Origin of the sequence: Cobetia amphilecti (genome assembly GCF_032923285.1) — a bacterium.
Taxonomy (GTDB): domain Bacteria; phylum Pseudomonadota; class Gammaproteobacteria; order Pseudomonadales; family Halomonadaceae; genus Cobetia; species Cobetia amphilecti.
Genome location: NZ_CP136695.1, coordinates 3,072,152 through 3,094,713, shown reverse-complemented (window position 1 = coordinate 3,094,713; position 22,562 = coordinate 3,072,152). Strand labels below are relative to the sequence as shown.

Here is a 22,562-nt window from a genome sequence, read left to right as displayed (position 1 = left end):
GCGATGAGACAAAAATAGCTTGACAGGAGTGAGAAGGCAAACCAGTATTCTGCATCATTGACGATGAAACGAGATCAATATGCAGCTGGGCGACCTAGCAAGTATCCAGGCGGGCTACCCGTTCCGGGGCAAGATTGCCGACGTGCCGGAAGGGGAAGCTCTGGTGGTGCAAATGCGAGACATCGCGGATGACGGCATCGAATGGGCCTCTTGCACCCGCACTGCACTCACCGGCAAGCGAGCGCCGAATTGGCTCAAGCCGGGCGACCTGCTTGTGGCTGCACGAGGCAGTCACTACTACGCAATCGAGGTGGATACTCAGGCCGAGGAGCATTGCGTGGCGGCGCCGCACTTCTACGTGGTGAAAGCCCAGCTAGAGCGGATTCTCCCTCGATACCTTTGTTGGCTGATCAACCAGCGCCCTTGCCAGCGCTTCCTGGAACAGAATGCCGAAGGCAGCCTGACCAAGAGCATCCGGCGTCGTGTGCTGGAATCGCTTCCCATTACCGTTCCTCCGCTCAAGCGGCAGCACCAGTGGGTCGGGCTGATCGATACGCTGTCGCAGGAGCGCAGGCTGCTGCATGAACAACTGGCCGCTAATTCGGCATTGCAGTCGGCACTGGCCGCTGATCTGCTGGGCCATCAGGATGAACGCAACCCATGACAGGACATGACTCAATGAGCGAGCAAATCAACCAGGACAGTATCAACAAGGCCCTGTGGGCGGCCTGCGATACGTTTCGCGGCACCATCAGCGCGGACACCTACAAAGACTTCATCCTCACGATGCTGTTTCTGAAGTACATCTCGGATGTATGGCAGGACCACTACGATAGCTACCAAGCCGACTATGGCGATGAGCCGGAGCTGATCGAAGAGTTGATGAAGAACGAGCGCTTCGTCCTGCCGCGCAATGCCAGCTTCTATACGCTTTGGGAGCACCGTCACGAACCAGGTAATGGTGAGCGGATCGACCAGGCGCTGCACGCCATCGAGGAAGCCAACGGTACTAAGCTCAAGGACGCGGGCAAAAGCGTGTTCCAGGACATCTCCTTCAATACCGACAAGCTCGGGGAAGAGAAACAGAAGAACACCATTCTGCGCCACTTGCTGGAGGACTTCGCTAAGCCGGAGCTGAATCTCAAGCCCAGCCGCGTCGGTTCACTGGACGTGATCGGCAATGCCTATGAGTACCTGATCAAGAACTTCGCCGCCTACGGTGGCCAGAAGGCCGGTGAATTCTATACGCCACCGGAAGTGTCGGATCTGATCGCAGAGCTGCTGAATCCGCAGCCGGGTGACACCATCTGTGACCCTGCCTGTGGCTCAGGCTCGCTGCTAATGAAGTGTGGTCGCAAGGTCCTGGCAAACTATGATAGCCGTGAGTATGCCCTCTATGGCCAGGAAGCCATCGGTTCGACCTGGTCACTGGCCAAGATGAACATGTTTCTTCATGGCGAGGACAACCACAAGATCGAATGGGGCGACACCATTCGCAATCCGAAGCTGCTGGACCGAAACGGCGAACTCATGCTGTTCGACATCGTCACGGCGAATCCCCCTTTCAGTCTCGACAAGTGGGGCCATGACGATGCGAGCCATGACAAGTTCAGTCGCTTCCGTCGAGGCATCCCGCCCAAGACAAAGGGGGACTACGCCTTTATCCAGCACATGGTTGAAACGCTGGAGCCGTCTTCTGGCCGCATGGGAGTAGTGGTGCCTCACGGTGTGCTTTTCCGTGGCTCTAGCGAGGGCAAGATCCGTAAGCAGCTGATTGACGAAAACCTGCTTTACGCTGTTATCGGCCTGCCGGAAAAGCTCTTCTACGGTACGGGTATCCCTGCGGCCGTCCTTATTTTCAAGAGAAAGAAGTCAGATGATTCGGTGATTTTTATCGACGCCAGTCGTGAATTCAAGCCTGGAAAGAATCAGAATCTACTGACTAATGATAATATCCGGAAGATCGTTTCGACCTATCGCGAGCGTGTTAATGTCGATAAGTACGCTTATCTAGCAACTCGTGAAGAGATTTTGGAAAATGACTACAACCTCAATATTCCGCGTTATGTGGATACATTTGAGGAGGAAGAGGAGATTGATTTGGTCGCCGTGAGGGCCGAGCGAGAAAAGCTGAAATATCAGCTGTTCGAGCTGGAAGGTGTAATGGACAAGTATCTTCAGGAGCTTGGATATGGTGAATGACGAAGGTTATTCGCAACTTGAATTGATGCAGGCACGAGTTAAATTCGTGCCTGAAGGTTGGGGCTTTGGTTATGTCGGAAAAATATTTAATATTAAAAACAACTTGCGCAAGCCGATAAGCGAAGAAGAAAGGAAAAATAATCCCGGATCGTATCCATATTATGGGCCGACAAAGGTTCAGGGCTACATAGGCACCTTTGAGCAGGATGGAAGCTATGCATTGATCGGTGAGGATGGCGATCATTTCTTGAAGTACAAAGTGCAGTCGATGACGCAATTGGTCGATGGGAAATGTACCGTCAATAATCACGCGCACATCATTGAAGGGACAAAAAAGGCTACTAGAGAATGGTTTTATTACTATTTTATGCATCGTGACATATTTAGCTTTCTGAGTCGTCAAGGTGCTGGTCGCTATAAATTAAATAAAGCATCGCTTGAGAAAATCCCGCTGCTTATTCCTCCTGTAGAAGAACAGGAGAAGATAGCCAAAATTTTGACTACCTGGGATAAAGCTATATCCAAGGCTGAGCAGCTTCTCGCCAATAGCCAGAAGCAGAAAAAAGCCCTGATGCAAAAACTGCTGACTGGCAAGGAACGCTTACATGATAAGAATGGGGTAAGGTTCGGTGGAGAGTGGAAGTGGCTTAAAGCGAGCGAGTTGTTTAGGACAGTATCCAAAAAAAATAACTCTGATAATGAAGAGTTGCTTGCAGTAACTCAGGATCAAGGTGTTCTGCCGCGTTCATTTTTAGAACGACGGGTAGTGATGCCTGATGGCTCTACCAACGGTTACAAGCTGGTTGTTCCGGGGAATTTTGTTATTAGCCTTCGTTCATTTCAGGGTGGGCTAGAATATTCTAAATTCAGGGGGGTCGTCAGTCCTGCATATACAGTTTTGGAGCCTATTAAAAAAATAGAGGATGAGTTTTATAAGCAGTATTATAAGTCCCATGAATTTATTGGGCACCTTGCTGTTGCGGTGATTGGTATAAGAGATGGAAAGCAAATTAGTTATGGCGACTTCTCTTTTTTGAAAATTCCATACCCAAGCTTAGAAGAGCAACAGAAAATCGCAGCTGTTTTATCTTCTTCTGATCAAGATTTGAATGCCCTTAAGAAGATGGTCAATGCCTTAAGGCAAGAGAAGAAAGCCTTAGCGCAACAGTTGTTGTCAGGTAAACGTAGAGTGTGTATTGAGGATGTCGTATGCTGAAGCAAATACATATCAATAATTTTAAAAGCTACAAAAGCCAGGTCTTGCACCTCTCGCCGCTGACGTTGATGATCGGAGCTAATGCTTCTGGTAAAAGTAATGCACTGGAAGCTTTCCGCTTTTTATGCTGGTTGAGCCAAGGGCAGAAATTGTCTGTCTTGAAGCATCGGGTTGATGATTCCGAGCAGGTTTTACGCGGTCAAGTTAAGGACTTGGGATATCTAGGTTCGGAGAGTTTTCAGCTGGGGTGCCTGACAGATGATTCAGTTTGGAATCAGTTTGATGTCGAGGTGACACTGCGAGATTCTGAGTTACATATATCTAATGAATGTATTGTGTCTCCCAGTGAAGGGTTTCCGCTTTACAGAGTTGAACAGCCCTCCTCAGGCCTGAGCACGGACGTAAGGGTGGCGTATAACAATTTTGCTAAAGGCGGGAAAAAGCCGCAGGTAACTTGTACAGACCAGATTTTGATTATGAGCCAGTTGGCGAGCTCGGCTATGTTTCAGTCTGGACATAAAAAAGCTCAAGTTGAAATTCCCAAGGTAACCGGGCGATTTCAGAAGCTGCTAGAAAACACTCTGTTTTTAGATCCGGTGCCCTCCTTGATGAGAGGTGAAAGTTATCCAGAAAAACAGCTGCGTGGTGACTGTGCCAACTTGTCAGGTGTCCTATATAGCTTGTGGCAAGACAATGATGCCCGTCCTGTTGTCATTGAATTTATTAAAAGCCTGCCCGAGCAGGATGTTCAAGATATTGAGTTTTTCGAAGATCGCCGTGGTCAAGTGGCTCTGGAGCTTATAGAGAGCTTTGGTGGGCAGGCGAGAAAGTATCCCGTTGAGTTGCTATCTGATGGAACTTTGCGAGTACTAGCAATTGCTGCTGCCATTCTGTCTGCACCAGAGGGCTCTACTGTAGTCATTGAAGAAGTCGATAATGGTGTGCATCCCTCTAGGGCTCGCCAGCTGTTGGCTACAATGCGCGAGCAGGCTGAGAGTCGCAATGTGCACCTTCTGCTTTCTACACATAACCCAGCGCTAATGGATGCTTTGCCAGATAGATCACTAGGTGATGTGGTCTTCTGTTATCGTAATCCAGAAGTTGGCGATAGTTGTTTGGTTAGGTTGTCTGATCTTGATGATTATGTTGGGCTTGTATCACAAGGCCCGTTGGGTGAGCTAGTAACTAACGGTGTGGTTGATCGCTTTATCAAGACTCCTGCGACGCCAGAAGATAAAAGGCAAAATGCGATGGACTGGTTGGCCAAAATGCAGGGGGATGACCAATGAGTTCTGTCTGTCTTATTGATACTAGTGTTTTCTTAAACCTTTTGAATGTTCCTGGGAAGAATGCTGAAAAGGAACAGGTTGTTGAATCTTATTCCGAGTACGCCGAGCTTGGGATGACTTTTATTTTGCCAATGGCTACTATTGTCGAAACAGGAAATCATATCGCACAGAATGGCGATGGAAACCAAAGGCGAAGCGTCGCTGGTCGATTCTGTGAGGTTGTGGAAGGTGCTTTTTCTGGAGCTGCACCTTATCGTCCGAGTGATTTTCCTGCTGCTACCGAGGTGCTCAGGTGGCTTCATGAATTTCCTAATCATGCTGGCTGTAACAAGAGTCCTGAAAAAACAGGTGAAGGGACTAGTTTTGGTGACTTGAGTATTATTAAAGAGTTTGAAAAATGTGTTGAACGTTTCTCAATGTCTGAGGTTTTCATCTGGTCTCTGGATGGTGATCTCTGTTGTTATCACTATGTTCCATAGTTAGTGTCAGCAAATTTTTTAAAATTTAATGAGATAGAAATGGCTCAGAACGCACCTAAGTTTCAGGAAGAATACAGTGCTAAAATTCCTGCTCTCTCGTTATTGTCTCAATTAGGCTGGTCGTTTATTACACCTGAGCAGGCATTGGGTGCACGTGATCAGCAGCCTGATGAGGTGGTGCTTCGAAATATTTTGCGTCAGGAACTTGAAAAACGTCGCTTTTTCTTTGGAGGTAAATCTTACCCTCTTTCCAAAAATGCGGTTGATAACCTGATTGATGAGATATCTACGCCCGCCCTGAATGAAGGGCTGCTGACAGCGAACGAGAAGCTCTATAACCATTTGCTCTACGGCATCTCGGTCACAGAATTTGTGGAGGGCCGTAAGGCTAGTCCGACAGTGGCTCTGATCGATTGGGAGATCCCAGAGAACAATAGCTTCCACTTCACAGAGGAGTTCAGCGTTGCTCGCTCGGGAGGCGTGGATACGCGCCGGCCGGATATCGTCTGCTTCGTAAATGGTATCCCCTTGGCGGTGATTGAGGCCAAGCGGCCTGACGGCCAGTCTCACAAGGGGCCAACTCTTCAGGAAGGGATTTCTCAGTGCTTACGTAATCAGCGCTACGACGAGATTCCCCATCTCTTCGCATACAGCCAGCTTCTGTTCTCCATCAATGGCCACGAGGGGCGCTATGGCACCTGCCATACACCAGAGAAGTTCTGGACGACCTGGAGCGAGGAGGACATTCCGGATGCCGACATGCATTCGCTCAAGAATGCGCCTCTCTCGTCGCAGCAACTAGATGCGCTCTTAAGTCATCGTCCCCCAGCAGACCGCGAATGGTACGAACAGCGTCTGCAGGCTGGCGAGTTGGCCGTGACTGGCCAGGACAGGCTCCTGATCAGTCTGCTTTCACCGGGGCGTCTGCTGGAGATGACGCGCTTCTTCACCCTATTCGACAAGAAGGCCGGGAAGATCGTCGCTCGCTATCAGCAGGTGTTCGGTATCAAGCGGCTGATCGAGCGGATCAATACCCGGCGTCCGGATGGTGGACGAGAAGGTGGTGTCATCTGGCATACCACGGGCTCCGGCAAGTCCTTCACCATGGTGTTTCTCAGCAAGGCACTGATCCTGCATGAATCGCTCAAGCAGTGCCGCCTGGTGATTGTCACCGATAGAGTCGACCTTGAGAGCCAACTGAGTGCCACCTTTACGTCCGGTGGCGAGCTGGCTACCAAGAAGGACAAGGCTGCGGCCATGGCCACCTCAGGTACACGCTTGGCCGAGCAGATTGGTAAGGGCAACGAGCGCATTGTCTTCTCGCTGATTCAAAAGTTTAACTCCGCGACTAAGCTTCCGGAGTGCCACAACGACAGCTCTGACATCATCGTCTTGATCGATGAGGGGCACCGCAGCCAAGGCGGCGAGAACCATATCCGCATGAAGCAGGCGTTGCCCAATGCCGCCTTTGTGGCTTTTACGGGCACCCCCCTGCTGAAGGAGGACCGAACCACTAACAAGTTCGGCCCCATCGTTCATGCCTACACCATGCAGCGAGCTGTAGAGGATAAGACGGTTTCCCCGTTGCTCTATGAGGAGCGTATCCCTGATCTGGATGTGAACGAACGGGCCATCGATGCCTGGTTCGAGCGGATCACCGAAGGGCTGGAAGATGCTCAGAAGACAGACCTCAAACGCAAGCTGGCCAGGAAGGGGCAAATCTACAGTGCCGATGACCGTATTCGTCTGATCGCACTCGATATCGCCAACCACTTCATCAAGCACGTGCCGGAGGGCCTCAAGGGCCAACTGGCATGCGACAGCAAGAGATCAGCCATCAAGTACAAGAAGTACCTGGACGAGGCCGGACTGTTCGAGTCGGCGGTGGTGATGAGCCCACCGGACACCCGTGAAGGTAACACCGAGGTGGATGAAACCACCTTGCCGGAGGTGCAGCAGTGGTGGAAAGACAATGTCGGCAACCAGGAAGAACAGGTTTATACCCGCAGCGTGATAGAACGCTTCAACAAGAATGATGACCTCAAGCTGCTGATCGTGGTCGACAAGCTGCTGACCGGGTTCGATGAGCCTAAGAATGCGGTGCTCTACATCGATAAGCCGCTTAAGTCCCATAACCTGATCCAGGCTATTGCTCGCGTGAACCGCCTGCACGACAAGAAGCGTTTTGGCTTCCTGATCGACTATCGCGGCATTCTGGCCGAGTTGGATACCACCATCGCCCAGTATCAGGACCTGGCTTCACGCACCCAGGGGGGCTTCGATATCAACGATATCGAGGGGCTCTATCACTCCATGGGTACGGAGTATAAGCGGCTGCCTCAGCTCTACACCCAGCTGTGGTCCATCTTCGAAGGGGTGACGAACAAGCAGGATATCGAGCAGTTACGCCAGGTGCTAGTCCCACGTATGGAGACTCTGGAGCCCGCCTCGTCGGGAGGAAAGTCCGAGCTGGTTGATGTGCATCAGAAGGTGCGTGAAGACTTCTATGAGGCGCTGACGGCGTTTGCCAGCTGCCTAAAAGTCGCGCTTCAGTCTGCCACCTTCTTCGAAGACAAGAGCTTCACTGACGACGATCGTCGTCATTACAAGGAGACTCTCAAGCAGTTTTCCAGCCTTCGCCAGCTGGTCAAGCAGGACGCTGGCGAGTCCGTGGACTACGACGACTACGTGGAGCAGGTCAAGAAGCTGCTGGATCGCCATGTGGTAGGTATCGATATCCAGGAAGCGGACGGGGCCTACGAAGTTAGCCGTATGGGAGCACCGCAGGCGCCAGAAGTCTGGAGCGAGGACAAGACCCGCAACGAGACGGATATCATCAAGACTCGGGTCACCAAGATGATTGAGCAGGACCTCAAGGATGACCCTTACGCCCAGGAAGCCTTCTCGGCTCTTCTGCGCCAGGCCATCGAGGAGGCCGAGAAGCTGTTCGACCACCCCTTGAAACAATATCTTCTGTTCAAGGAGTTCGAGCAGCAGGTCAGCGAGCGCCGACTAGATGAACTGCCCGACGCTTTTCAGGGCAATCGGCATGCGCAGGCGGTGTATGGTGTCTTCAAGCAGGCGTTGCCTAAGGTGCTGTCCAGTGACGATTCCCAGGTTCAGCAACTCTGGATCAATCTGGCATTCGAGACCTGTGAGGTGGTCGACGACGCGGTAGCCGTTCACTCCATCAATCCGCAGAACATCGAAGCCGCGATACGCAAGCAACTGTTGCCGGTGGTCTTCAGGCAGTGCAAGTCCGTTGGCGCGGGCATGGATCAGGCGAAACAGATTGTGGAGAGCATTGTTCAGATCACCCGAGTAGGATTGGCAACATAATGAGCGTCATGATCGCTGATGCCGCTCTCTATGGTCGCGAGCTGGTGTTTCGTTATGGCGACGAATGTATCACCATCCGGCGCCTGGACCGGTCCCAAGGCATCAATCGGGTGCTGATCAAGGTCCATCCGGATACCCGGGTCGAAGCCCTGGCTCCACGGGAAGCCAGTGACGATGAGGTGCTCGATGCTGTTCGGCAGCGGGCGCGGTGGATCTATCAACAGCTACGCCAGTTTCGCGCTCAGAATGAATACGTGATCCCACGCCGCTATGTGAGTGGCGAAAGCCATTACTACCTGGGCAGGCAGCACCTTCTGAAAGTGATCGAGACGCTGACGGAGCGACAAGGTGTCAAGCTGCTACGCGGTCGGCTGGAGGTACGCGTTCGCCATAGGCGGCCTGACAAGGTCAAACAGCTACTGGCACGCTGGTATCGGGAGCGTGCGGGTGAGGTGTTTGGGCGGCGGCTCGACGCCATGCTGGAACAGGCGCTCTGGGTCTCTGAGCAGCCACCGATGCGGGTGCAGGCCATGCAAACGCGCTGGGGAAGCTGCTCGCCGCAAGGGCGTCTGACGCTGAATCCGCACCTGGTGAAGGCTCCTCGGGAATGCGTGGATTACGTCATCCTGCATGAGCTATGTCACATCGCGGAGCATAACCATAGCGAGCGTTTCTATCGCCTGATGGGGCAAGTGATGCCACAGTGGGAGGGCGTCAAGGCCAGGCTGGATGACATGGCAGGCCGACTGATCGATTGAGCGGGGCAGGTATGGCGCACGGATCAGATGAGCTGGAGGCCGGGAAACACGGTCAGTTTCGGCGTCTCAGCGTACAGGAGCTTCAGGATCTCCGTGATGAGATGCGTGAGGCGGGCCACTGGATGAAAGCGCAGCTCAGGAAGAAGCGACGAGGGATCGTCAATCCGAAGAAGACACGCTAGGGGTTGCGGTGCGGGGGAAGAGGTCGGCGACCTCGATGCCGAGGGCTTCGCTGATCTGGTAGACCTTGGTCAGGGTGATGTTCTTCTCACCGCGCTCTATGTGGCCCATATAACTACGGTCCACTCCGGCCAGTGCAGCCATGGCCTCCTGAGATAACCCTCTGTTTTTGCGGAGCTCTCTGACCCTCTGGCCGAATGCCACCAGCTTCTCGTTCCGCATCTGTCCCGCTCCATCCAAAGGATGGAACTATCACGGCCCACTGCATACAATTCCACGGACTATAATTCTCATTTGGAGTGGCCTGGATGCAGTTGGAGATTCTCACTGATGATGAGCAGAACGCTCGCATCTGCGCGGACTACTGGCGACAGACTGAGGAAGGCGAGTATGCGCTCAAGATACGCGAGATTGCGACCACTCATGGAATGAAGCCCCATGTGGTCAGTAGGTTCGTCGAGCAGCACGCCTTCATATGGCTGGAAGACATCTGCTGTGGGCGTTGCAAACAGCCGTACCGCTTTGGCACCCGCAGCCAGTATCAGGAGCGCCGGTGGCTTCAGGATCGGGTCTGCAAAGCATGTATGGGTGCTGAGCGCCAAGCCATCGCCGACAAGAAGAGGGACTTGATCCTGAAAATGCGGCAGTCGGCGGAAAACAACACGCCAGACCCAGCAATGCTAGACCTGACCAGCAAAATCTACCTTTTAGCTGTGATTCAGGCGTTAGGCGATGAAAACTTCAGTATCATTGAGCCGCTAGATGATTACCCCGCCTGTACTCTGTCGCCCGATTTTGTCTATGACCACAAAGTTCTTCGGCATTTGATTGACGGCCACCTACTGCTAATCTGCCTGGATACGCGTCTTGAGGCGGTCGAACTTCAGGAAGATGATCGGTTCAGTATCGATCTTGGTGAGTGCGCGTTTAACCTTGCTTTAGGCGCTGATCAGATCACGGCGCTGATCAATGATTTTTTCGATGAGGAAACCGTACAAAGCTTCCGACAGGCGCCGGAATTCATAACGCTATGCAAGGAAGTCCAACTGAATGAATGCCTCGGTTTTCTGAAGACTGTTCTGGAGGAACATCAACTGTACCTGTCGCCGGGGGAGAAAACTCGGCAGGTTCTAAGCCAGTGCTTAGAGAAGTTCAGTGTGGCCCAGGTCTACAACTTCATTTGGCGAGCCGCTAAGGACGCAGCCGCCTATTATATGAGAGGTTCTATCAGCAAAAGGCAGGCAGCTAACTCGGTCGTAGGAAACATCTCACGGAACATGGAGCGGGCTTTGGCCAATGGCTGGGATGTGAAGCCGTTTAACAGGAACTATAGTCTTCCTCAGTCTTCCCTGAGCCGCATCATCTTTAACATGGTGCTGGGAACTGATGATGGTGGGTTTGAGTATTTGTTAACTGATCTTTTGGAAGAAAAAGAAGCCGTTTAGGTATGTCTGAGATTTTTTAGAAATTTGCGAACTTAGTGTTGTTGTGCTTTAAAAAACCGACCCTCTCAGTCATTAGGTGTGATGGCTGAGAGGGCTTGAGGGCTTAGGTTTTAGTTTTTACAGCCATTTTTGTCACACGTTATCCGTTGAGATGATGAAACCCAATGATGAGAGTTTTCTCGGGTGTTAAATCCGCATCCTGTGGTTCCACCTTTTGTTCCTTTGTGCACCACGCCAGTAGGTGTGTGTTTGACAGCCATATCAAACCTCTTTTTTAACAATTTTTTTGCGATGAGTGGATTGCTCGTAGGTGGTGACGTATGCAGGGATAGTGTAATGCTTTTCTACATTCAGCCACCCTAATGAAAATAGCCGAGGTTTATTTTCTTGGCCAGAAATGAAGAGTAGGCACGATCACTTGGCTGTTATCTCATGGGAGGCGGCTTCTAGCCAGGAAGCTGAGGTGAAGGGGGTTGGATGTGTCCATACGGAGGTATATGTCCATATCCGGAAAGGCACACTCATATAACCCGTACGTCATCGCCTTCCAGTGTGTGGCGGAAGTAGGGCAGATTGCCGGGCACCAGACGGCGCAGGAAGGCGTCCATGTCGTGGCGCACGTCGGGGTCGGCGTTCTCGTTGAGCGTCAGCGAGGCGGAGGTGTGCAGCAGCTGCACATGCAGCAGGCCGACACTGACCGGCGGCATTTCGGCCAATGCCTGCTCCACCTCGTCACTGATGAGGTGAAAACCGCGCTTGCGGGCGGAGAGGGTGAGCGTGTCGCGTTGCCACATGAGAAGCCCTGCCTGTCGTTGATTCAGTACATGCTAAACATGACAAGCCAGAACGCAAAAGGCCAGCCCCTGAGGGCTGGCCTTTTTGCTGCGTGCCGCGCTGATTCATGTCACCGCGAGGGTGAGGGTCAGCGCTGCAAAGCTTGAATCAACCGGCAGTGGTGGCGGCTTCGCTGACGGTGCGGCGGGCGGCCTTGGCGGTGACGCGCTCCGGCTCTGACTTGCCGATCTCGCGGGCGAGCCAGTCGGCGAGCATGCGCACGCGGGTCGGGATCGGGCCACGCGGCAGCAGCATGCCGATCTCGACCGGCGGGATCTCGCTGCATTCCAGACGCTTGAAGGACTGGCCGTTGCGCTCGCTGAGGGTGTTGACCCAGTCAGTCGGCAGCACGGCACGAATCAGGCCATCGGCCACGTAGTCGGTGAGGACTTCGAGGTCATCTGACTGGATGTGATTCGGGCGCGGGTCTTCCGGGTGACGCGAGAGGGAGGTGCCGGACACCAGCGGTTCCAGCTCGCCCCACGGCAGTTCTTCCGGGTTCTCGACGTGAGAGGCCGCGTAGGCCGCCTGATGCCAGTGGGTCAGCGGGCGGAAGACGTGGGTGCTGCCGGCCAGATGCGGGAAGCCGATTACCAGGTGCGGCTGATTCTCGAGAATCTCGCGACCGTTGTGCCACAGCTTCAGCTTGATATCGACGCCTTCGTGCTCCGACAGGAAGCTGGTCAGCGCGTGACCCAGGAAGTGACGACCCAGCGACGGCGTGGCGTGGATTCGGATGGTACCGGTGAGGTCTGATTGGCGGTCTTCGATGGCGCGGTGCGCTTCATCATCGAGATTGGCCATCGAGCGTGCGTAACGGTAAAGGGTCTCGCCGGCTTCTGACAGGCGAATGCCACGATGACCACGCTCGACCAGGCGAGTGCCGAAACGGCCCTCAAGGGCGTCGAGGCGACGGCTGACGGTGGACTTGGGCAGGCGCAGACGTTCTGCTGCGCGGGACAGGCTGCCGAGGTCTGCGACCATCAGGAAGGTGTTGTAGGCGTCGATATCGCTCATCGAATAGGTCCGGTTGTTCAGAGGGTCGGGGTGCGCCGTCAGGGAAACACCCACCTTGTACGGGCCAAACGGGCCCGTTGCAGCGCCAGTCGCTGCACAACGGATTGCCTGTCGATGACCGTGCCCCTCGGGCCGCAGGGGGATTCCCCGGGCAAAGACGCGCTCATCGATCAACAACCGTCACTGCCAGCCGAGCACCTCAGCGCGCGGCGACAGGTCTTGCATCTACTGCAGATATCCTCAGGGCCGAAGCCATGACAGGGCACTGCCTTGGCGTGACAGCAAGCGCCCTTAATCTGAGCACGCTAACTATATCACTCTGCTCGTAGTGTTGCATCCAAAGTCGCATGCATTGCGCAAATCCGATCTCCGCAGGATGAAACTCTGCCGTGAAGCGAGAAATTTGCGTGGGCCAGGCACTTGTCGAGGCATGTCGGCTAAGACGTCAGTGGCTGGCGATGGTTCCGTATCTGATGACAGACAGGTGATAAAAAAGTGAATTTGGTGGCTGCACGGGTGAAAAAGTGTGCAAATCGGGCCGTTTCTGGCAGTTGAGGCACAATCCGGCGCTGCAAGAGGCGAGAAATGACGCGGCCTGATTGCAGAAGTTGCAGAGCGGCGTTGCGGGAAGTGTTGATGACGCAAATGTGCAAACGCGTGCATTATCTCGTTCGCAAAGAGAATCATTATTATTATTAATCTTGGGAACCCTCCGCTCATGACCGATCGCCTCTCTCCGTGCGTGGCAGCCAGCGCTTCCCGCGCCACTGCTTTCACTCCGCGTCCGCTGGTGGCAGCCATTGCGCTGCTGTGTGCCAGTACTGCCAATGCAGAGACGCTGCAGATGGACACGCTGCAGATCGAGGACGATCGCCTCAACGCGACCGCGGTCATCGATAGCGAAGAGATCGCGCTGCATCAGGCGCATGATCTCAAGGATGTGTTCCGTGATACGCCGTCCGTCACCGTCGGCGGCACCACCGCCTCGTCGGAGATGATCTACGTGCGCGGTCTGGAAGACACCAACCTCAACATCAGCGTCGATGGTGCCAGCCAGAACGGCTATCTGTTCCACCACAGCTCCAGCTTCAACATCGAGCCGGAGCTGCTCAAGCGCGCCGAAGTCCAGGCCGGACCGGGCGCCGCCGACAACGGCCCCAACGCCCTGGGCGGCAGCATCAAGTTCGTCACCAAGGATGCCCAGGACCTGCTCGAGCCGGGTGAGACCTTCGGCGGCATGGTCAAGGGCAGCACCGAGTCCGCAGCAGATGCCGTCAAGGGCACGCTGTCCGTCTACGGTGAAGTCGCGCCGAACGCGGGCCTGCTGTTCTCGACCAGCGCACGCAACAGCGATGACTACCGCACCGGCGGCGGTGATGAAGAGGAAGGTACCGGCGGCCATCAGCGCAGCTACTTCGGCAAGTTCAGCCTGCTCGACCAGGGCGCGCACAGCCTGCGCATCAGTGCCGAGCACAACGAGGACAGCGGCATCTACTGCACGCGTCCCAACATGGAATGTCAGCCGTTCAACAACGTGAAGGTCGACACCGAGCTGAGCCGCGACACCTATACCGCCAACTATGACTATGAGCCGGGCTCGCGTCTGGTGGACGTGCACACCAACGTCTTCCACACCAAGACCGAGCTGGATCGCACCACCGTCTCCACCGGCGCTGAGCTGAACGCCGATGTCGAGAGCTACGGCGGTGACCTGAACAACACCTTCCGTTTCGGCCCCGAGGACATGAACAACCGTCTGACGCTGGGTAGCGATTACGTCTACGACGAATCCAGCACCGGCAGCTTCGACGAGAAGGCCCGCAACCTCGCGCTCTACGCCCAGCACCGCATGACGCTCGGCGCGGTGGACCTGTCCTTCGGCGCGCGTGTCGATGACTACAAGACCGAATATGCCAATGGCGAGACGCTGGATGACACCGATGTCAGCCCGAACGCGAGCCTCAACTGGCGTGTCGGCGGCGGTGTCGAGCTGTTCACCGGCTACTCCACGGCAGTGCGCGGCAACAAGGGCCGTGAAGCCATCCTGGCCGACGATGGCGTCGGTGTCGGCGAGACGCTGACCGTCGAGCCGGGTCTCGAGGCCGAGACCTCGCGCAGCACCGAAGTCGGCGCGCGCTGGAAGGGCAATGACCTCCTCACTCAGCGTGACCGCGCTGGCCTGGAAGTCACCTACTTCGATACCCACTTCGACAACTACATCACCGATGAGACCGTCGGCAGCGAAACCACCATCTACAACATGGAAGGCATCGTCACCAGCAAGGGTGTCGAGGCGCGTGCCACCTACGGCATCGGCGGCTGGGACATGACGCTGGGCTACCTGACCATGGACCTGGAAGACAACCAGGGCGAGACCGTGGTCGACGACATGGGCCTGGGCAACCAGACCGGTGATCGCTGGAGCCTGGACAACCGCTACACCTTCGTTGACCCGCAGATGACGATCGGCTGGACCGTGACCGCCTACGAGCGCCTCACCGACCTGCCGGATGATCAGAGCGAGCGCGCCGGTTATGCCACGCACGATGTCTACGCCAGCTGGGTGCCGCGTGACATGCAGGACCTGACCCTGACGGCCGGTATCTACAACCTGTTCGACAAGGAATATACCGACCAGAACACCTACTTCCTGGAACCCAACAGCGCACGCGGCATCACGACGGGCGCCATCACCAGCCCGGGGCGTGACGTGCGTCTGTCAGTGGCGTATCGCTTCTGATCAGAAGGCTCTGAGCCCGCAAGTTCGCACCTGACAGGGTGTCATCGCCAGCGATCGTGATCCAGGCTCGCAACGCAGGATGCTTCACTGGCAAGACCCTCGCAGCGCCATCGTGTTCTTCACGGTGGCGCTGTTTCGTTTGCGGGGCGCACAGAAGGGGCTGCCTGCGTCTCGCGGCCACGCTGTGCTATCGATTCATCAGACCAGGCCCGCCTGCTGCCTGCGTCTCGCGGCCACGCTGTGCTAGCGATTCATCGGGCCAGGCCCGCCTGCGTCTCGCAGGCGGGCTGTGCTACCATCGCGACCAAATGTCGGAGAGCGTCTGCGCGACTCTTCGCACTGCACTCACGTTCCCGCCACTGGCGGGTGATCGTTCGAATAAGGAAGGATGCATGGCGCTTCTGAAGATTTTTGTCGGCACGATGTATGGCGGTTCACTGGATGTGGCCGAGCAGGTTCAGCCGTTGTTCGAGCAGGCCGGCTATACGGTCGAGGTGCTCGACCAGCCGACACTGGCTGACCTGACTGATGCGCGCCCTGATCTGGCGCTGTTCGTCACCTCCACCACCGGCAGTGGCGATGTGCCGGGCAATCTGACCGGCTTCCTCAATGCGCTGTCTGCCGAGTCCCCGGCGCTGGATTGGCTGCGTTACGGTCTGATCGCCCTGGGCGACAGCTCCTACGGCGAGACCTACTGTGGCGCGGGGCGTCATCTGGATGAGCGTCTGGCCGACCTGGGCGCCACGCGCCACGGCGAGCGCCTCGAGATCGACGCCATGGAAACCTTCATGGCCGATGACGCGGCGCTGCCGTGGGTCGAGAGCTGGATTCCGACCCTGCCGGCCACGGCCTGATTCTGCGGCGGTGGGCTGACCCGCCGCCTGCTTCTTCTGTTGTCCGTTCTTTCATCGAGACTGCTTCACATGCCGAAACTGAATCCTGATCATCCGCGTGCCCGCAACCTGACGCCGCAGCGCGTCTCCGTGCTGGCGGGTCTGGCGGTGGTAATGGTCGCCAATATTCCGCGTTTCCTGATGAGTGGCGAGAATACGCGTCTGATGCTGATCGTCGGCTTTGCCGTCGCCGTCAGCGCGCTGGGCATCTATATCTATCGCCAGCTGTCAGAGAACGCCAAGGCCAAGGTGCCGACGATGATGCGTCGTCTGCTGGTCTGGCTGGTGGTGGGGCTGGCGGCGATGGCAGCCTTCAACTTTGCCGCGCCGATGCTCAACCGCCCTCAGGAAGGTGCACTCGAGGTGCTGGTCGATGGCCTGACGCTGGGCCTGCTGGCGCATGTGATCAGCATGTGGATGCAGCGCCGCCGTGGTGAGGAAGGCTGAGCCTCGATTCTTGCGGCTCATGAGATGCTGTCAGAAAGATATTCCCGTCAGGTCCGCTAGCCTGACCTTGTAAAAAGATCATCCCTACCAACAAGAACGCCCCGATCAGCAATGATCGGGGCGTTCTTGTGATGGCGCTCTTGTGATGGCTGATGAGGTGACGACACGCCTCAGCGTGCCATCACCGGGCCACTTACTTGCACAGGGTGTAGCAGGGCACGTAATCGCTGCCCGGCAGCTTCATGCGGCCCTGGGCGACGAAGGAGGTGAGCAGGGCGTCGAGACGCTCCATCAGCTCGGCTTCGGCGGTCAGGCGGAAGGGGCCGTCGCGCTCGATCTCCTCGATGCCTTCCTTCTTGACGTTGCCGGCGACGATGCCCGAGAAGGCACGACGCAGATTGGCCGCCAGTTCATGCACCGGCTGGTTGCGGTGCAGTGCCAGGCCCGACATGTTGGCGTGGGTCGGCGCGAAGGGCTGCTGGAAGTGCGGGGCGATATGCAGGCGCCAGTTGTAGTAGAAGGCATCCTGATGCTGGCGACGGAATTCCGCCACCTCGTCGATGCCACCGCGCATGGTGCGTGCCACCTCGACCGGATTGTCGATGATGATGGTGTAGCGCGAGCGCGCTTCCTCGCCCAGGGTGTAGGCGATGAACTCGTCGATCTGCTTGAAGTACTCGGCGCTGGACGCCGGGCCGGTGAAGATGACCGGGAACGGCAGCTCGCTGTTTTCCGGGTGCAGTAGAATGCCGAGCAGATAGAGAATCTCTTCGGCGGTGCCCACGCCGCCCGGGAAGACGATGATGCCATGTGCGGTGCGCACGAAGGCTTCAAGGCGCTTCTCGATGTCCGGCATGATGATCAGTTCATTGACGATCGGGTTGGGCGATTCGGCGGCGATGATGCCCGGCTCCGAGATGCCCAGATAGCGACCCTCCGTGCGACGCTGCTTGGCGTGCGCGACGTTGGCGCCCTTCATCGGGCCCTTCATGGCACCCGGGCCACACCCGGTGCAGATATCGAGATCACGCAGGCCGAGGTGGTAACCCACGTCCTTGGTGTACTCGTATTCCTCGCGGTTGATGGAGTGCCCGCCCCAGCAGGTGACCAGACTCGGCTCACGCGAGGACTTCAGCGCCCCGGCGTTGCGCAGGATATGGAACACCGCATTGGTGGTGCCTTCGGTGGTCGTGAGATCGAAACGCGGAGTGTTCTGGATCTCGTTGGCCACATAGACGATGTCACGCAACACGCTGGAGAGATGCTCGCGAATGCCGCGGATCATCTTGCCGTCGACGAAGGCATCGCCGGGCGCATTGTCGAGCTTGAGGCGAATGCCGCGGTCCTGCTGCAGCACCTCGATCTCGAAATTCTTGTGTGCGTTGAGCACCGCGACGCTGTCATCGGTCTGGCTGCCGCAGTTGAGCACGGCCAGCGCACAGCGGCGCAGGATGTCATGCAACCCGTTGGAGGAGGTATCGCGCAGGCGATTGACCTCATCCTGGGAGAGCACTTCCAGGCTGCCTTCCGGCGAGATGATGGTCGAGACCAGCATGGAGCTGGCATCACGTGAATAGGTCGTCGCTTCGCTGGTGACAGAATTCATGACTGTCTTCCTTGTGTCAGGCGCCCACGGTGGTCTGGACGCGTTTCCGGGCTTCTGCCCAGAGTTCAGCAATGCGCTCGCGGTCGTCCACGCTCATGCTGTCCTGGGCAAAGGCGTGCTGCATCCACTCTTCAAAGGTGGCGTCAAAGTCTTCCGCGACCACATCCTCGGGATCGTAATCGGCGTTTTCCAGCACCAGTTCCACCTGGGGGATCATGTACCCCAGCGGGAACAGGTCATTTTCGGCACAGTCGCTTTCCATGGCGAGCAGCGCCTTGTGAATGGCTTCGCCGCGTGCAGCCAGAGCATCAGACATCTAGAGCATCTCGTGTTTCGGGCCAGTCCGAAGATTGGCCAGGACAGGGGTAAAGCGCCGGGCCCTGGCGCGTCGCCGTGGCGTTGAACACGGCAGACGCAGCCAAGGTGGCAGCTGGCATTGTCCATGATGCTAACACGCGAGAGTGGCGGGGCGCAGCGCTGCGCATGGCGGCCAGCTCTGGTAGAATCATGTGCTTTGCGGGTCGGTGGCACCTGTGCAGACATGGCAGTTGCGTCATGCAGGTCGTCGCCGGCAACACGATGCGCCGAGTCGCGTCCCCCGTTCGTGAGTGGTCAGTGCCTTCATGTTCAACGCCCAGTATTTTCGTACCTTCATCACACTGGTGGAGACCGGCAGCTTTACCCATACCGCGCGCAAGCTGGAGATGACCCAGCCCGGCGTCAGCCAGCATATTCGCAAGCTGGAGCAGTATCTGGGCCGCTCGCTGCTCAATCGCCAGGGACGCAAGTTCTCGCTGACCGCAGCGGGGCGTCGCTGCTATGACTACTCCATCAAGCTGTTCGCCGAGCACACCCAGTTCATGCACTCGCTGGATGATGACTCCCCTGACAGCGGCGAATGTCGCGTGGCCAGCCCCTCTAGCGTCGGGCTGATGTTCTACCCGTTCACGCTGGGCTATCAGCAGCAGCACCCGGGGCTGACGGTCAGCTACAGCTTCGCCTTCAATTCCGAGATCGTGCAGGACGTGCTGGCGGGTCGCTTCGACCTGGGCATCGTCACCGAGCCGGTCAAGCATCCGGACCTGAACTTCGAGCTGTGGCATCAGGAGCCGCTGTGCCTGGTGGTGCCCGCCGATTTCGCCGGCAACAGCCTCAACGAGCTGATGGCGCTGGGCTTCATGAATTACGCCGATGGCGTCAACAATGCCAGTGCCTTGTTGCGTGAGAACTTCGCCGGTGAATTCCGCTCCATGAGCCACTTCCCGCAGCAGGGCTTCACCAACGATATCGGCATGGTGTTGGACGCCGTGGCGCGTGGTCTGGGCTTCACCGTCGTCTCGCGCACGGTGCTCGAGACCTCGCCGTGGCAGCGTCAGGTGCGCGAGATGCCGCTGACCGAAGCCGTCTACGAGAACCTCTACATCGTCACGCGTGACAATGCCGAGGTGCCGCGCCGCTACGAGCAGCTGCTGGGTGAATTCCGCCTGCAGCGTCGCAACACGCTCTACGGCTACGCCGATGCGCCGGAAAGCTTCGACAACATGGACTTCGACAGCATGGTGTAACGCCTCGCGTCGTCATCTGCGACTCCCGAAAGCCCGCTCCTCATGAGCGGGCTTTTTCGTGTCTCACCGTCGCCATCTGCGCCGCATGCGCCGTCGCCCTTTGTGCACCACCTGGTTCCAGCCGCTGCCGCCGCCTTGCGACCAAGGCCTGATGCGGGGGCGGCGTACTGCGTGGGATGCTGAAAGCCAGCGCCTGGTGATTACAGACCTGGCTATTACAGACCTGTTTATTACAGCCCTGACTATTTCAGGCTTGGCTATGCTTGGTCTGGTCAGCGTCTTGCCAGCGCCTTGTTTGCTCATTTCGTGGTGTCTTGCCCATCAGGAGGTCCTGCCGTCGTGTCTTCATCCGGTTCTCGCTCCAGTGTCACGCCTCATGCTCCGTTAGTCTCCGCAGCCTCCCCATCTCCCGAGGCATCAGCCGCGCCTGCCGCTTCAGCTGCATCAAGCGAGGTCTTCTCGCTGCTGGCGCGCATGGAGGTCGGCGAGCTGACCCCGGAGCAGCACGCCGAGGTCGCGCGTCGCTGCCGCTGGCCTGACTGGCAGTCGCGCCAGATGAGCGCCAGCCAGGCCGCCGAATTGATTCATGACGGCATGACGGTGGGCATGAGTGGCTTCACGCGAGCGGGGGAGGCCAAGGCTCTGCCGCTGGCGCTGGTCGAGAAGGCGCGCCGCGAGCCGTTCTCCATCACGCTGATGACCGGCGCCTCGCTGGGCAATGACCTCGACGGCCAGATGGCGGATGCCCACATGCTGGCGCGGCGCATGCCGTTTCAGGTCGACCCGGTGCTGCGCCGCGCCATCAATGCCGGCGAAGTCATGTTCATGGACCAGCACCTCTCCGAGACGGTGGAGCTGTTGCGCAATCACCAGCTGAGCGACATGAATGTCGCGGTGATCGAGGCCAGCGCCATCACCGCCGATGGCGGCATCGTGCCGACCACTTCGGTGGGCAACTCGGCCAGTTATGCGATTCTCGCCGACAAGGTGATCATCGAGCTCAATCTCGAGTCGCCGGCGGCACTTGAAGGGCTGCACGACATCTACATTCCGCAGATGCGCCCCAGCCGGCAGCCGATTCCAGTGGTCGCGCCGGATTCGCGCATCGGCACGCCGTATATCCCGATGGACCCCGCCAGAATCGCCGCCATCGTGCTGACCCGCGGCAGTGATAGCCCCTCGACCTGCACGCCGCCGGATGACGGCACCCAGCGCATGGCGGGCCATCTGGTCGAACTTCTCAAGCAGGAAGTCGCGCTGGGGCGTCTGACACCGGCATTGCTGCCGCTGCAGGCGGGCATCGGCAGCATGGCCAACGCGGTGATGAGTGGCTTGAAGGAAGGGCCCTTCGAGCACATGACCATGTACTCGGAGGTGCTGCAGGATTCCACCTTCGATCTGCTGGATGCCGGCAAGCTCGATTTCGCCTCAGGCTCCTCCATCACGGTCACCGAGGAGCGTGGCCGCACGCTGTGGAAGGACCTCGAGCGCTATCGTGACCGCCTGATCCTGCGCCCGCAGGAACTGTCCAATCATCCGGGCATCGTGCGGCGCCTCGGCGTGATCGCGGTCAATACGGCGCTGGAATTCGACATCTACGGCAACGTCAATTCCACCCACGTCTGCGGCACGCGGATGATGAATGGCATCGGCGGTTCCGGCGATTTCGCGCGCAATGCCCAGCTGTCGGTGTTCATCACCAAGTCACTGGCCAAGGGCGGCGATATCTCGAGCGTGGTGCCGTTCGCCAGCCACGTGGACCACACCGAGCATGATGTCGATATCCTGGTCACCGAGCATGGGCTGGCGGATCTGCGCGGCCTGGCACCGCGCGAGCGGGCGGTGCAGGTGATCGAGAACTGCTCGGACCCGAGCTATCGCCCTGCGCTGCGCGCCTACTTCGAGGAGGCGTGCCAGCGTGGCGGCCATACGCCACATTGTCTGGAGCAGGCGCTGAGCTGGCATCGCGAGGTAGAGGTGAAGGGGCATATGCGCGCCATGCGCACGGCACCCGAGCCAAGTCTTGAAGAGAAGGCCCCGTCGCTGCCGGATGCCACTGCCTGATCGCACATCAGGCAGGGCGCTTGGGAGAGACGACCACAGGCAGGGTGTTTGGGAGAAACAACCAGGACGAGCGCTGGCAGGCGGCCTACTGATCGAGGCCGTTTTCCAGGCGCTCGTCTTCGCATTCGGGGCTACCCATCTCGTAATCGCGGCACAGCTGCGGCCGGCGGTCGTAGATGGTGCACATCAGCGTCTCGCGGTCGACGGCGGCACACCAGCCATCGTCGAGGCGGCGCATGACTTCGCCGCCCCATTCATCCTCGTCGATCAGGTAGTCCGGCACGCCGGTATCGGTGAGCAGGATGACCTCAAGCCGGCAGCAGCAGGCCTGGCAGTTGCTGCAGGCGATCTCGTGATTGGCAGGTGTCGCAGCGCCGGCAGTGGCCGGCGATACGTCGGTAATCGGAATATTCATCGGGTCAGGGTCAGCCACAGTGAGTCAGGCGCCAACATCGGCACGCTTCAGCCGGCAGTGAAACACACTCACG

Annotated in this window: 18 protein-coding genes and 1 pseudogene; 13 read left to right on the top strand and 6 right to left on the bottom strand. The window is 57.3% G+C overall.

Annotation, left to right across the window (positions count from 1 at the left end; translation table 11 throughout):
- The first annotated feature begins 79 nt into the window (after positions 1 to 79).
- The 7 genes from R1T44_RS13165 to R1T44_RS13135 are packed head-to-tail and all read left to right on the top strand — an operon-like array spanning position 80 to position 9,283.
- A complete protein-coding gene (locus tag R1T44_RS13165; protein ID WP_317292181.1) occupies positions 80 to 664 on the top strand; it encodes a restriction endonuclease subunit S in 585 nt (194 codons plus the stop codon).
- Positions 665 to 678: 14 nt separating this feature from the next.
- Positions 679 to 2,202, top strand: a complete 1,524-nt coding sequence (locus R1T44_RS13160) for a type I restriction-modification system subunit M (protein ID WP_317292180.1) — start codon at positions 679 to 681, stop codon at positions 2,200 to 2,202.
- Positions 2,192 to 3,418 carry a restriction endonuclease subunit S gene (locus R1T44_RS13155; protein WP_317292179.1) on the top strand — a complete coding sequence of 409 codons (1,227 nt, stop codon included), beginning with the start codon at positions 2,192 to 2,194 and terminating at the stop codon, positions 3,416 to 3,418. Before R1T44_RS13160 ends, R1T44_RS13155 begins: the two co-directional genes overlap by 11 nt.
- Complete coding sequence (locus R1T44_RS13150) at positions 3,412 to 4,707, top strand: AAA family ATPase (RefSeq protein WP_317292178.1); 1,296 nt, start codon at positions 3,412 to 3,414, stop codon at positions 4,705 to 4,707. The genes R1T44_RS13155 and R1T44_RS13150 overlap by 7 nt, the downstream gene beginning before the upstream one ends.
- Complete coding sequence (locus tag R1T44_RS13145; RefSeq protein ID WP_317292177.1) at positions 4,704 to 5,186, top strand: hypothetical protein; 483 nt, start codon at positions 4,704 to 4,706, stop codon at positions 5,184 to 5,186. Before R1T44_RS13150 ends, R1T44_RS13145 begins: the two co-directional genes overlap by 4 nt.
- A 39-nt stretch (positions 5,187 to 5,225) precedes the next feature.
- Positions 5,226 to 8,525 carry a type I restriction endonuclease subunit R gene (locus R1T44_RS13140; protein ID WP_317292176.1) on the top strand — a complete coding sequence of 1,100 codons (3,300 nt, stop codon included), beginning with the start codon at positions 5,226 to 5,228 and terminating at the stop codon, positions 8,523 to 8,525.
- Between the two features lie 8 nt (positions 8,526 to 8,533).
- The gene (locus tag R1T44_RS13135) at positions 8,534 to 9,283 is read left to right on the top strand and encodes a M48 family metallopeptidase (protein ID WP_317292175.1); all 750 of its coding nucleotides are present in this window, start codon (positions 8,534 to 8,536) and stop codon (positions 9,281 to 9,283) included.
- A 159-nt stretch (positions 9,284 to 9,442) separates the two neighbouring features.
- Here the strand turns inward: R1T44_RS13135 and R1T44_RS13130 are convergent, their stop codons facing one another.
- Positions 9,443 to 9,685: a helix-turn-helix domain-containing protein gene (locus R1T44_RS13130; RefSeq protein WP_317292174.1), complete on the bottom strand. Its 243-nt coding sequence runs from the start codon at positions 9,683 to 9,685 to the stop codon at positions 9,443 to 9,445.
- Positions 9,686 to 9,771: 86 nt separating this feature from the next.
- Between R1T44_RS13130 and R1T44_RS13125 the strand changes: the two genes are divergently transcribed.
- Complete coding sequence (locus tag R1T44_RS13125; protein ID WP_317292173.1) at positions 9,772 to 10,908, top strand: hypothetical protein; 1,137 nt, start codon at positions 9,772 to 9,774, stop codon at positions 10,906 to 10,908.
- 536 nt (positions 10,909 to 11,444) lie between these two features.
- On the opposite strand, the pseudogene R1T44_RS13120 reads toward R1T44_RS13125, so the two are convergent.
- Positions 11,445 to 11,702, bottom strand: a pseudogene (locus R1T44_RS13120) (secondary thiamine-phosphate synthase enzyme YjbQ); the annotation flags it as partial.
- Between the two features lie 148 nt (positions 11,703 to 11,850).
- Positions 11,851 to 12,759 (bottom strand): LysR family transcriptional regulator, encoded by a 909-nt coding sequence (locus R1T44_RS13115; RefSeq protein WP_043334115.1) that lies wholly within the window; start codon positions 12,757 to 12,759, stop codon positions 11,851 to 11,853.
- 718 nt (positions 12,760 to 13,477) lie between these two features.
- Here R1T44_RS13115 and R1T44_RS13110 point away from each other — a divergent pair.
- From R1T44_RS13110 to R1T44_RS13100, 3 genes are all read left to right on the top strand, one after another.
- Positions 13,478 to 15,499, top strand: a complete 2,022-nt coding sequence (locus tag R1T44_RS13110) for a TonB-dependent receptor domain-containing protein (RefSeq protein ID WP_107336348.1) — start codon at positions 13,478 to 13,480, stop codon at positions 15,497 to 15,499.
- Positions 15,500 to 15,891: 392 nt separating this feature from the next.
- Positions 15,892 to 16,353 (top strand): flavodoxin domain-containing protein, encoded by a 462-nt coding sequence (locus tag R1T44_RS13105; protein ID WP_043334117.1) that lies wholly within the window; start codon positions 15,892 to 15,894, stop codon positions 16,351 to 16,353.
- A gap of 69 nt (positions 16,354 to 16,422) precedes the next feature.
- Positions 16,423 to 16,839, top strand: a complete 417-nt coding sequence (locus R1T44_RS13100; RefSeq protein WP_317292172.1) for a hypothetical protein — start codon at positions 16,423 to 16,425, stop codon at positions 16,837 to 16,839.
- 193 nt (positions 16,840 to 17,032) lie between these two features.
- Here the strand turns inward: R1T44_RS13100 and ppnN are convergent, their stop codons facing one another.
- Positions 17,033 to 18,445, bottom strand: coding sequence for a nucleotide 5'-monophosphate nucleosidase PpnN (gene ppnN, locus R1T44_RS13095; RefSeq protein WP_277876238.1), 1,413 nt, complete (start codon positions 18,443 to 18,445; stop codon positions 17,033 to 17,035).
- A 16-nt stretch (positions 18,446 to 18,461) separates the two neighbouring features.
- On the bottom strand, positions 18,462 to 18,761 hold the full coding sequence (locus R1T44_RS13090; RefSeq protein WP_284726795.1) for a hypothetical protein: 300 nt from the start codon (positions 18,759 to 18,761) through the stop codon (positions 18,462 to 18,464).
- 307 nt (positions 18,762 to 19,068) lie between these two features.
- On the opposite strand from R1T44_RS13090, the gene R1T44_RS13085 reads away from it, so the two are divergent.
- On the top strand, positions 19,069 to 20,010 hold the full coding sequence (locus R1T44_RS13085; protein ID WP_043334148.1) for a LysR family transcriptional regulator: 942 nt from the start codon (positions 19,069 to 19,071) through the stop codon (positions 20,008 to 20,010).
- Positions 20,011 to 20,349: 339 nt separating this feature from the next.
- Positions 20,350 to 22,074 (top strand): acetyl-CoA hydrolase/transferase family protein, encoded by a 1,725-nt coding sequence (locus R1T44_RS13080; RefSeq protein WP_284726794.1) that lies wholly within the window; start codon positions 20,350 to 20,352, stop codon positions 22,072 to 22,074.
- Between the two features lie 85 nt (positions 22,075 to 22,159).
- Here R1T44_RS13080 and R1T44_RS13075 read toward each other — a convergent pair whose 3' ends face one another.
- Positions 22,160 to 22,489 (bottom strand): YkgJ family cysteine cluster protein, encoded by a 330-nt coding sequence (locus R1T44_RS13075; RefSeq protein ID WP_054556269.1) that lies wholly within the window; start codon positions 22,487 to 22,489, stop codon positions 22,160 to 22,162.
- Between the last annotated feature and the right edge of the window lie 73 nt (positions 22,490 to 22,562).